Consider the following 10,466-nt stretch of genomic DNA (forward strand, 5'->3'; position numbering starts at 1 on the left):
CGACGGTACTGCACCGGCCGATGTGACCGCCGACCGTGCCCGGATCGACCGATCTACCTCGCACGGGGGCCGCCCGACTGTCGCTCCGGACGCAGGCTCGGTACTCTGCGTCACCAGTACGGCTCCCATCCGACGACAGTCAGTGAGCAGAGACGATGAGCACCGACTACTCGCGAGCGCTTGGCGCCCGCCTGCGAGCGATCCGCAACCAGCAGGGCCTGTCGCTGCAGGGCGTGGAGGACAAGTCGCACGGACGCTGGAAGGCCGTCGTCGTGGGCTCGTACGAACGGGGCGACCGGGCGGTCACCGTCCAGCGGCTGTCCGAGCTCGCCGTGTTCTACGGCGTCCCGGTGTCCGAGCTGCTGCCCGACCCGCGGCCGAGCAGCGCCGTCACCAAGAGCACCAAGATCGTGCTGAACCTGGAGTCGCTCGGGTCGCTGCCGGCCGACGAGGCCGGGCCGCTGGCCCGCTACGCCTCGACCATCCAGGCGCAGCGCCACGACTACAACGGCAAGGTGCTGTCCATCCGCGCCGAGGACCTCAAGTCGCTGGCGATCATCTACGACATGAGCCCCGACGAGCTGACCACCCGGCTCATCGAGTGGGGCGTCCTCTCCCCCGGCCCGGACGGCGTCGGCTACGCCACCGAGGACGACGACGAGCCCAGCTGGGGCGGCGACCGGCGGCGCGCCCCCCGCTGAGGCACTGCTGGACGTGAACGGCCCACTCTGCGCTGCAGAGTGGGCCGTTCACGTTCGAGCGCTGCGCTGACGTCAGGGCTTGCTCCCGGAGCAGCCACTCCGGCCAGCCGTCCGGCCGAGCTGGGAGCAGAACCGCCGGTTCGACGTCAGGTGGGGATCTCGGCCTTGACGATGCCGCCGAGGACGCCGTTGACGTAGGCCGGGGAGTCGTCGGTGGACAGCGCCTTGGCCAGCGTCACCGCCTCGTCGATCACCACGGCGTCCGGGACGTCGTCGACCCACAGCAGCTCGTAGGTGGCCATCCGCAGGATGGCACGGTCGACGTCGGGCAGCCGGTCCAGCGACCAGCCCTGGGCGTGCCGCTCGATCAGCTCGTCGATCCGCGCCTGCTGCTCGACCACGCCCTCGACGAGCCGGACGGCGTGGTCGGGCACCGGCGGGGAGTCGTCGCCGACCCGGTCGCGGAGCACCGCGAGCGGGTCGCTGCTGCGCAGGTCGGCCTCGTAGAGGACGTCGACCGCGCGCTTGCGCGCCTTGGAACGGGCGGCCACGAGGTCAGCTGACCCGGCCGAGGTAGCGGCCGTCGCGGGTGTCGACCTTCAGCTTCTCGCCGGTGCTGATGAACAGCGGCACCTGGATCTCGGCACCGGTCTCCAGCGTCGCCGGCTTCGTGCCACCGGTCGAGCGGTCGCCCTGCAGGCCCGGGTCGGTGTGCTGCACCACGAGCTCCATGGTCACCGGGAGCTCGACGTACAGCGGGGTGTCGTCGTGCACGGCCACGGTGACCTCGGTGTTGTCCAGCAGGTAGTCCGCGCCGCTGCCGACCGTGGCCTCGGGGACGTAGATCTGCTCGAAGGTGTCACCGTCCATGAAGACGAAGTCGGTGCCCTCCTTGTAGAGGTAGGTCATCGAGCGCTTGTCGACGGTCGCCGTCTCGACCTTGGTGCCGGCGTTGAAGGTCTTGTCGACGACCTTGCCCGACAGCACGTTCTTCAGGGTCGTGCGCACGAAGGCGCCACCCTTGCCCGGCTTGACGTGCTGGAAGTCGGTGACGGTCCAGAGCTGGCCGTCCAGGTTGAGGACGATGCCGTTCTTGAGGTCGTTGGTGGTAGCCATTCAGAGAACCAGCAGTTCCTTGCTCGTGAGGGTCAACAACTCGGGCTCGTCGTCCGTGACGATGAGGGTGTCCTCGATCCGGACACCGCCGTGCCCGGGCAGGTACACGCCCGGCTCCACGGTGACGGCCATGCCAGCGGCCAGGGTACCTGCGCCCAGCGCCGAGATCCCCGGTGCCTCGTGGATCTCCAGGCCCACCCCGTGCCCCAGGCCGTGGGTGAAGTGGTCGCCGTGCCCGGCGGCGACGATGACGTCGCGGGACGCGGCGTCGACCGCGACGACCTCCGCACCGACCGCCAGGGCCGCCCGGCCGGCCGCCTGCGACGCGGTGACCAGCTCGTACACCTCACGCTGCCAGTCGGCGGCGTACCCCAGCACGAACGTGCGGGTCATGTCCGAGTGGTACCCGTCGACCGTGGCGCCGAAGTCGAGCTTCAGGAAGTCGCCGTCACGCAGCACGGTGGCGTCGGGCCGGTGGTGCGGGATGGCCGAGTTGGCGCCGGTGGCCACGATCGTCTCGAAGCTGGGCGACTCCGCGCCGAGCGCGAGCATCCGCGCGTCCAGCTCGCGGCCGACCTCCAGCTCGGTGCGGCCCGGCCGCAGCGCTCCCTCGGTGGCCAGCTCGGCCAGTGCCCGGTCGGCGACGGCGCAGGCCCGGCGCAGCGACTCGATCTCGCCGTCGTCCTTGACCGCGCGCAGCGCCTCGACGGCGCGGCGGATGCTGATCAGCTCCGCGTCGCCGACCACCCGCTCGAGCGAGCGCAGCCCGTCGACGGTCATCACGTGCGACTCGAACCCGATCCGGCCCGCCGCCCGGGCGGCCAGCGCCGTCACGGTGCCCCGGTCGACCAGGAGCTCGACGTCGGGCACCTGGGTCTGCGCCTGGGTGGTGTACCGGCCGTCGGTGCCGAGCAGGTCGGGCTCGGCGGGCGACGGATCGGTGCGCAGCAGCAGCGCACCGTTGGAGCCGGTGAAGCCGGTCAGGTAGCGCACGTTGAGCAGGTTGGTCACCAGAACGGCGTCCAGGCCCTGCTCGGCGGCGACGGCGCGCAACCGCTCCCGCCGCCCGGCCTCACGGGCGGTGTCCCGGCTCATCGCGCGCCCTTGCCCGCGCCCTGGGCTGCGAGGTACCGCAGCGCCAGCTCGTAGCCCTGCACGCCGAGCCCGGCGATCACGCCGTCGGCGACGCGGGAGACGTAGGAGTGGTGCCGGAACTCCTCGCGTCGGTGGATGTTGCTGATGTGCACCTCGACCACGGGGGCGGTGACCGCGGCCAGGGCGTCGTGCAGCACCACGGAGGTGTGCGACCAGCCGCCGGGGTTGACCACGATCGGGTCGCCGGCGTCGGTGGCCGCGTGCACCCAGCCGAGCAGCTCGGCCTCGGAGTCGGTCTGGCGCACGACGACGTCGAGCCCCAGCTCGGCGGCCGCCGCCTCGATCAGCTGCACCAGCTCGGCGTACGTCGTCGTCCCGTAGACCTCGGGCTCGCGGGTGCCGAGCCGGCCGAGGTTCGCCCCGTTGAGCACCTGGATCGTCATGCTGACTCCTCGTTCACGGCGGCCCAGGCGGCGTCCAGCCAGGCCGGGTCGGGGTCGGTCAGGATGCGCGGCTTGCCGAGGCCGTCGAGGACGACGAAGCGCAGCGAGGCACCCCGGGCCTTCTTGTCCACCCGCATCACCGCCTGCAGCTGCTGCCAGTCGCCGCGGTAGGTGGTGGGCAGGCCCATGGCGGCGATCAGGTCGCGGTGCCGGGCGACGTCGCCGGCCGACAGCAGCCCGGCCTGGCCGGCGAGCTCCGCGGCGAACACCAGGCCGACGGCGACCGCCTCGCCGTGCCGCCAGCCGAAGTCCTCCACCCGCTCGATGGCGTGGGCCAGGGTGTGCCCGTAGTTGAGGAACTCACGGCGGCCGGTGTCGTACAGGTCCTCCCCCACTGCATCGGCCTTCACCTGCACGGCCCGGGCGATCAGCTCCACCGTGTCGGCCCGGCCGGTGGGATCGGCCTCGAGCAGCTCCAGCACCCGCCCGTCGGCGATGAAGCCGCACTTGACCACCTCGGCCAGGCCGGCGCGGAACTCCGCCTCGGGCAGGCCGGCGAGGGCGTCGGTGTCGGCGAGCACGCCGGCCGGCGGGTGGAACGCGCCGACCAGGTTCTTGCCGGCCCGGGTGTTGATGCCGGTCTTGCCACCGACCGCGGCGTCGACCATGCCCAGCAGGCTGGTCGGCACCTGGACCACCCGGACCCCGCGCAGCCAGGTGGCGGCGAGGAACCCCGCCAGGTCGGTGACCGCGCCGCCGCCCACGCCGACGACGGCGTCGGACCGGGTGAGCCCGAGCTGACCGAACTCCTCCCACGCGCCGGCGGCGACCTCGGCGGTCTTGGCCGCCTCGCCGTCGGGGACCGCGACCGCCTCGGCGGCGACCCCGGCCTCCTGCAGCGTCTCGACCGCGGCGCCGGCCGCGGCGGCCAGCGCCCGGCTGTGCACCACGACCGCGCGGGGCGTGCCGGCCAGCAGCAGCCCGAGCTCGGCCTGCACGCCGGGGCCGATGACGACGTCGTAGGGGCGGTCGCCGGCCACGGTGATCCGGTGCGCGGTCACGGGTGGACCTCCTGGGTGCTGGCCAGCACGTCGGCAACGACGGCGTCGACATCCCGGTCGCTGGTGGACACGGTCGCGGTGGCGACCTCGGCGTAGAGCGGAGCGCGGGCCTCGAGCATGGTGCGCAGCATGGCGCGTGGGTTGACCGCCAGCAGCGGTCGGTCCCGGGACAACCCCACCCGGCGGGCTGCGGTGGGGACGTCGACGTCGAGCCAGACGACCGCGCCGCCGGCCCGGCCGTGGGCGACGAGCAGGGCCCGGCTGGCGGCGCTGGTCACCGCGCCCCCGCCGAGCGCCAGCACGCCGCGGTGCTCGGCCAGCGCCCGGGCCACCGCCTGCTCCTCCAGCGCCCGGAAGGAGGCCTCGCCCTGCTGCACGAACAGGTCGGCGATGGTGCTGCCGGTCAGCGCCTCGACGTCGGCGTCGGTGTCCCGGAAGGACAGGCCGAGCGCGTCGGCCACCGCGGTGCCCACCGTGGTCTTGCCCGACGCCGGCGGGCCGACGAGCACCAGCCGCGGGCCGGTCACCGGATCGGCAGCGCGTCGAGGTAGCCCTGGACGTTGCGGCGGGTCTCGGGCACCGAGTCGCCGCCGAACTTCTCCAGCACCGCGTCGGCCAGCACCAGGGCGACCATCGCCTCCATCACCACGCTGCCGCGCGGGACGGCGCAGGCGTCGGAGCGCTGGTTGATCGCGACCGCCGCCTCCTTGGTGGTGACGTCGACGGTGTCCAGCGCGCGGGGCACCGTGCTGATCGGCTTCATGGCCGCGCGCACGCGCAGCACCTCGCCGTTGGTCATCCCGCCCTCGATGCCGCCGGCGCGGTCGGTGCGCCGCTGCAGCGCGCCGTCCACCAGTTCGATCTCGTCGTGGGCGACCGAGCCGCGGCGGCGGGCGGTCTCCAGCCCGTCGCCGACCTCCACGGCCTTCACCGACTGCACGCCCATCAGGGCGCCGGCCAGCCGGGAGTCCAGCCGGCGGTCCCAGTGCACGTGGCTGCCCAGGCCGGGCGGCAGGCCGTGCACGACCACCTCGACGACGCCGCCGAGCGTGTCGCCGGACTTCCGGGCGTCGTCGACCTCGGCGACCATCAGGCCGCTGGTGTCCGGGTCGGCGCAGCGCACCGGGTCCTGGTCGATCCGCGGGTTGTCCTCCGGGCCGGGCAGGACGCCGTCGGGGACGGTGACCGGGCCGATGCCGACGACGTGGCTGACCACCTGCACCCCGAGCACCTGCTGCAGGAACTGCCGGGCCACCGTGCCGAGCGCCACCCGGGCCGCGGTCTCGCGGGCGCTGGCCCGCTCCAGCACGGGGCGCACGTCGTCGAAGCCGTACTTCTGCAGCCCCGCCAGGTCGGCGTGGCCCGGCCGGGGCCGGGTGAGCGGGGCGTTGCGCGCCTGGCCCTCGAGGACCTCGGGGTCGACCGGGTCGGCGGACATCACGGTGGACCACTTGGGCCACTCGGTGTTGCCGATCTGGACGGCGATCGGCCCGCCCTGGGTGACGCCGTGCCGGACGCCACCGGTGAGGGTGACGACGTCCTCCTCGAAGCTCATCCGCGCGCTGCGCCCGTGGCCCAGGCGGCGGCGGGCGAGCTGGGTGTCGAGGTCGGTGGTCTGCACCCGCACGCCGGCGGGGAGCCCTTCGAGGATGGCGGTGAGCTGCTGGCCGTGCGACTCACCGGCGGTCAGCCAGCGCAACATGTCCGGGATTCTGCCAGCACGTCCCGACGGGATCGTTCACGGACCGGGCAGCGGCCCGGCAAGGGCGAGCGCGACGTACCCGCCGAGCAGCAGCGGCGGGCCGAACGGGACCGCCGTGCGCCAGCGCGCACGGCCGGTGGCGATCAGCAGCAGCGACCCGAGCGCCCCGATCAGCAGCCCGGCGAACAGCCCGGTCAGCAGCACGCCCCACCCGGCCCAGCCCAGCAGCAGGCCGATCAGCCCGAGCAGCTTGACGTCCCCGCCGCCGAACGAGCGGGGGTCGACCAGCCGGACCCCGGTGAGCACCGCCCAGGCCACCGCGGCGGCGAGCACCGCCCGGCCCACCGCCGGCCAGGTGCCGGTGACCGCGCCGTCCACCGCCAGGGCGGCGGTGACGACCAGCGCCGCCGGGAAGGTGACCCGGTCCGGCAACCGGTGGCTGGCCAGGTCGACCCCGGCCAGGACGACGGCGGCGCCCCCGAACCACGCCAGCGCGACTGCGGCCGGCCGCACCGCGGCCAGTGCGGGCGCCGCCGCCAGCGCGGCCGCGGCGGCCGTGCAGGTCCACAGCACACGGCGGGGGGTCGGCCGGGCGGTGGCGTCGCGGCGGGCCAGCCGCACGGTCACCGTCGCCAGCCACGGCCCCAGCAGCGCACCCAGCACGGCGCCGGCACCGGTCAGCGCGACGGTCACCGGCGCCGGGTCAGGCGTCCAGCGCGGCGCGCATCGCCGCGATCGGCGCCGGGAGCCCGGTCATCAGCTCGACCTGCGCGGTGGCCTGCCAGAACAGCACCTCCAGGCCGCTGATGGTGGCGCCCCCGGCCTCCTGCACGCGCCGGGCCAGCGGGGTGGGCCAGCCGGCGTAGAGCACGTCGAGCACGGTCTGCCCGCGCCACCAGGCCAGGTCGGCCACCGCCGGCTGCCCGGCGACGGGCACGGTGCTCACCACGACCGGCGCGGTGAGCGCGCCGGTGCGGTCCAGGCGCTGGACGTCGGAGGTGAGCCCCAGCTCGTCGATCACGCGCAGCAGGTCGCCGGCGCGGGCCGGCTCGCGGACGACGACGTCGATCCGCCGGGCGCCGAGCGACGCCAGCGCGGTGACCGCGGCAGCCGCGGTCCCGCCGGCGCCCAGCACCGCGGCGTGCTCGACCTGCTCGACCCCGCCCAGCTGCAGCGCCATCCCGACGCCCTGGACGTCGGTGTTCTCCGCTCGCCAGCCGCGGTCGGTGCGCACCAGCGTGTTGGCCGCGTTGAGCAACCGGGGCAGCCGGTCGACCTCGTCGGCGACCTCGACCGCCGCCTGCTTGCACGGCATGGTCACCGAGAAGCCGCGCCACTCGGGGCCCAGCCCGGCCAGCAGCACCGGCAGGTCCTCCGCGCCCACGTCGAGGGCGTCGTAGGTCCAGCCCTGCAGCCCCAGTGCGGCATAGGCCGCCCGGTGCAGCAGCGGGGAGAGGGAGTGGCTGACCGGCCGGCCGAGGACGGCGGCACGCCCGCCCGCCCCCGGCCCGCCGCTCAGTTGCCCGGGTTGTCCTGCAGCCACTGCTGGAACAGGACGACGTTCTGCTGGTGCTCCTGGCCGGTCACCGCGAAGCGGGTCTCGCCGGTGTCCGGGTCGACCACCACGAAGTAGCGCCACTCCCCCGGCGTCGGGTCGAGCACGGCCTTGATCGCGTCCTCGCCCGGGTTGCCGATCGCCCCCGGCGGCAGCCCGGGGTGCAGGTAGGTGTTGTACGGCGAGGGGTTGGCCCGGTCCTCCGGAGTCGTGGTGATCCCGCCCTTGCCGTTGGCGTAGTTCACCGTGGAGTCCATCTGCAGCGCCATGCCGTCGCGCAGCCGGTTCTCCACGACCTGCGCCACCATGCCCATGTCGGTGACGTTGCCCGCCTCGGCCTGCACGATGCTGGCCTTGGTGACGACCTCCAGCCGCTGCTCGACCGGCACGCCGAGCTGGGTGAGCACCTGGTCGGCGCGGGCGATCATGGCCGACAGCACCGAGACCGGGGTGTCGTCGGGGGTCACGTCGTAGGTGGCCGGGAACAGGAAGCCCTCGAGCATGCCGCCGGCGTAGGCGGGCAGTCCGAGCGCTGCCGGGTCGGCCGCCGCCGCCTCCCACTCCGCCAGCGGGATGCCGGTGGCCTCGGCCAGCCGGCTGAGCGTCTGGCTGACGGTCAGGCCCTCCCGCAGGGTCACCTTGGTGACCATCCGGGTCTCGGGGTGCAGCATCAGGTCCAGCGCGGACGCGCCGGACATCTGCTGGCGCATCTCGTAGACGCCGGGCTGGATGCCGGTGGCCGAGTCGTTCGCCTCGGCTGCCTCCAGGAACGGTCCGGTGGAGGCGATGACGTCGGCGGACACCAGCGAACGGGCGATGGCCCGCAGCGAGTCGCCCTCGTTGACGCGGACCTCGACCGAGCCGGTGCCCTGACCGGTGTAGTCCTCCGACACCGGGTTGAGCGTGCGCCACAGCGCCTGCCCGCCGAACACGATGCCCGCGACGAGGCCGGCCAGCACCAGCAGGGACAGCACGATCGTGACCGGCCGGCGCCGGCTGCTCCGGGACGCCCCGCCACCGTGGCCGCCACTGGACCCGCCGCGCCGACCGCGACCCCCGCCACCGGACCCGCCGCCGGCACCGAGGACGTCCAGACCACCGGTCCGGTCGTGCGGGACGTCGTCGTGGTGGTGGCCGGGGTCCGCACCGAGGTGGTCGTCGAAGCGGTGGTGGTCGGGGTGCTGGTGACCGGCGCCCTGCTGCTCGGCTCCGTGGAACTCGCCGTCGGGCTGGGCGTCCGGAACGTCCGGCTCATCGCCGTGGTGGCGGTCCTCGGCCCAGGAGCGCTCCGCCCAGACGACGTCGTCCCGGGTCCATGCGGTGTCGTCGTCGGCGTCGACCTCGTCCGCGCCGCGGTCGTCGGCCCAGACCACCGGGTGCACCTCGGTGGCGATCTCACCGGTGCTCAGGGCCGGCGCCACGCCCGCACCGGTGGTCCGGCTGCCCACCAGGACGCCGAGGCCGCCCGCCGGCGGCGGCACGTCCGGCACCAGGCGGCGCCCGGCGCGCCAGCTCGGGTCGGTGTCGCCCACGTCGAACCGGTCGTCGTGGTCGTCGGCGGGCGCGGCCGGGCCGTACGTCGACGTCCGCGGCCGGAGGTCGTCGGCGGGCCTGCGCCCGGCGGGCACCCCCCGGCCGGGGAGGACCTGCCCCGGGGCCAACGGCGGGACGGCGAGCTCGGTGGTGCGCGGGGCGACGTCGGCCGCGACCCGCGCCGCGGGCACCGGACCTGGGCCGCGGGCCCAGCCGGCCGGGGCCGCGGCCGCTGCCGCGCCACCGCGCAGCACCCGCGAGCCGGGCAGGGCACCGGTGTCGGACTCGGCCACGTGGCGGCGCCCGGGGCGGCCGGCGCCGGGCAGGTCACCCCGGGCCCCGTCACCTCGGGCCTCGCCGGCGTCCTCGGAGAGCTGCGTCGTGGTGGCGCCCCAGGCGGCGAGCAGTTCGGCTGCGGGGCGCCCGGCGCCCTCGACCGCGTCGAGCTCGGAGTGTCTGCCGCGCGGACGCGGCGGGGTCGGGTCGGTCACGAGGTGGGCCTCCCGGAGTCGGGGCCAGAGCGAGGTCTACCGTCGAGGTGGCTCTGCAGGATCACGACCGCGGCAGCCTGGTCGATCACCGACCGCTGCCGGCGGCTGTCGATGCCCCCGGTGCGCAGGTGGGTGGCGGCGGTCACGGTGGAGAGCCTTTCGTCGACGAGGTGCACCGGGACGTCCCCGATGCGGCTGGCCAGATCCCGAGCGTAGGCGCTGGCATCTCTTGCCGAGGAGCCCGACGCACCCGACAGGTGTTTGGGCAATCCCACAACCACCTCGACCACCTCGTGTGTCACAACTAGCCCGGCCAGGTGGTCCAGATCCCGTCGGTCCTTGGTCCGCCGCACGGTCTCCAGCGGGCTGGCGAGGGTGCCGGTGGCGTCGGAGAGGGCGACGCCGACGCGGACGGTCCCGACGTCGATGCCCATCCGCCGCCCGGGTGTCCACGCCGGGCCGGACCGGTCCGGCCCGCTCACGACCGGCTCCGCGGGTCGCCGTCCTCGTCCGGCCCGTCGGTGCGGCGGTCGCCCGGGGCCACGTCGGGACGGCGGATCGCGCCCGGCACCCGGGGCGGGTAGCCGCCCAGCTGCAGCCGGCCGGTCTCCGGGGCCTGCTCCGGCGGGTGCTGGTGGAGTCCCGGGGGGGGGGGGGGGGGGGGGGGGGGGGGGGGGGGGGGGGGGGGGGGGGGGGGGGGGGGGGGGGGGGGGGGGGGGGGGGGGGGGGGGGGGGGGGGGGGGGGGGGGGGGGGGGGGGGGGGGGGGGG

Annotated in this window: 12 protein-coding genes; 1 reads left to right on the forward strand and 11 read right to left on the reverse strand. The window is 75.2% G+C overall.

Translation table 11 applies throughout. The annotated features are described in order from the left end of the window. Positions 1 to 155: 155 nt before the first annotated feature. Positions 156 to 701 (forward strand): transcriptional regulator BldD, encoded by a 546-nt coding sequence (bldD, locus tag ACI783_RS09420; protein WP_457140201.1) that lies wholly within the window; start codon positions 156 to 158, stop codon positions 699 to 701. A gap of 146 nt (positions 702 to 847) precedes the next feature. Here bldD and nusB read toward each other — a convergent pair whose 3' ends face one another. Genes nusB through ruvX form a run of 11 tightly spaced genes read right to left on the reverse strand, consistent with a single transcriptional unit; the run spans position 848 to position 10,131 of the window. Continuing rightward, positions 848 to 1,252 (reverse strand): transcription antitermination factor NusB, encoded by a 405-nt coding sequence (gene nusB, locus ACI783_RS09425; protein ID WP_457140202.1) that lies wholly within the window; start codon positions 1,250 to 1,252, stop codon positions 848 to 850. A gap of 4 nt (positions 1,253 to 1,256) precedes the next feature. Continuing rightward, on the reverse strand, positions 1,257 to 1,817 hold the full coding sequence (gene efp / locus ACI783_RS09430; RefSeq protein WP_457084351.1) for an elongation factor P: 561 nt from the start codon (positions 1,815 to 1,817) through the stop codon (positions 1,257 to 1,259). Then, complete coding sequence (locus ACI783_RS09435) at positions 1,818 to 2,912, reverse strand: M24 family metallopeptidase (RefSeq protein WP_457140203.1); 1,095 nt, start codon at positions 2,910 to 2,912, stop codon at positions 1,818 to 1,820. It abuts the gene before it with no gap. Further along, positions 2,909 to 3,355, reverse strand: a complete 447-nt coding sequence (gene aroQ / locus ACI783_RS09440) for a type II 3-dehydroquinate dehydratase (RefSeq protein WP_457140204.1) — start codon at positions 3,353 to 3,355, stop codon at positions 2,909 to 2,911. The genes ACI783_RS09435 and aroQ overlap by 4 nt, the downstream gene beginning before the upstream one ends. Continuing rightward, positions 3,352 to 4,416, reverse strand: coding sequence for a 3-dehydroquinate synthase (gene aroB, locus ACI783_RS09445; RefSeq protein ID WP_457140205.1), 1,065 nt, complete (start codon positions 4,414 to 4,416; stop codon positions 3,352 to 3,354). The genes aroQ and aroB overlap by 4 nt, the downstream gene beginning before the upstream one ends. Then, entirely contained in the window at positions 4,413 to 4,943 is a 531-nt protein-coding gene (locus ACI783_RS09450) for a shikimate kinase (RefSeq protein ID WP_457140206.1), read from the reverse strand. The genes aroB and ACI783_RS09450 overlap by 4 nt, the downstream gene beginning before the upstream one ends. Then, positions 4,940 to 6,118 (reverse strand): chorismate synthase, encoded by a 1,179-nt coding sequence (gene aroC / locus ACI783_RS09455; RefSeq protein WP_457140207.1) that lies wholly within the window; start codon positions 6,116 to 6,118, stop codon positions 4,940 to 4,942. The genes ACI783_RS09450 and aroC overlap by 4 nt, the downstream gene beginning before the upstream one ends. Before the next feature lie 36 nt (positions 6,119 to 6,154). Further along, a complete protein-coding gene (locus tag ACI783_RS09460) occupies positions 6,155 to 6,811 on the reverse strand; it encodes a prepilin peptidase (protein ID WP_457140208.1) in 657 nt (218 codons plus the stop codon). A gap of 10 nt (positions 6,812 to 6,821) precedes the next feature. Next, a complete protein-coding gene (locus ACI783_RS09465; RefSeq protein ID WP_457140209.1) occupies positions 6,822 to 7,661 on the reverse strand; it encodes a shikimate dehydrogenase in 840 nt (279 codons plus the stop codon). After that, positions 7,634 to 9,697, reverse strand: a complete 2,064-nt coding sequence (gene mltG / locus ACI783_RS09470; RefSeq protein ID WP_457140210.1) for an endolytic transglycosylase MltG — start codon at positions 9,695 to 9,697, stop codon at positions 7,634 to 7,636. Before mltG ends, ACI783_RS09465 begins: the two co-directional genes overlap by 28 nt. After that, the gene (ruvX, locus tag ACI783_RS09475) at positions 9,694 to 10,131 is read right to left on the reverse strand and encodes a Holliday junction resolvase RuvX (RefSeq protein WP_457140211.1); all 438 of its coding nucleotides are present in this window, start codon (positions 10,129 to 10,131) and stop codon (positions 9,694 to 9,696) included. Before ruvX ends, mltG begins: the two co-directional genes overlap by 4 nt. Positions 10,132 to 10,466: the final 335 nt, after the last annotated feature.

Source organism: Modestobacter sp. SYSU DS0511, assembly GCF_054050755.1.

What these genes read in the sequence shown, in the direction of transcription:
- bldD (WP_457140201.1), top strand. Translation starts at nt 156, where the DNA reads ATGAGCACCGACTACTCGCGAGCGCTTGGCGCCCGCCTGCGAGCGATC.
- aroC (WP_457140207.1), bottom strand. Translation starts at nt 6,118, where the DNA reads ATGTTGCGCTGGCTGACCGCCGGTGAGTCGCACGGCCAGCAGCTCACC.
- ruvX (WP_457140211.1), bottom strand. Translation starts at nt 10,131, where the DNA reads ATGGGCATCGACGTCGGGACCGTCCGCGTCGGCGTCGCCCTCTCCGAC.
- aroQ (WP_457140204.1), bottom strand. Translation starts at nt 3,355, where the DNA reads ATGACGATCCAGGTGCTCAACGGGGCGAACCTCGGCCGGCTCGGCACC.
- ACI783_RS09435 (WP_457140203.1), bottom strand. Translation starts at nt 2,912, where the DNA reads ATGAGCCGGGACACCGCCCGTGAGGCCGGGCGGCGGGAGCGGTTGCGC.
- efp (WP_457084351.1), bottom strand. Translation starts at nt 1,817, where the DNA reads ATGGCTACCACCAACGACCTCAAGAACGGCATCGTCCTCAACCTGGAC.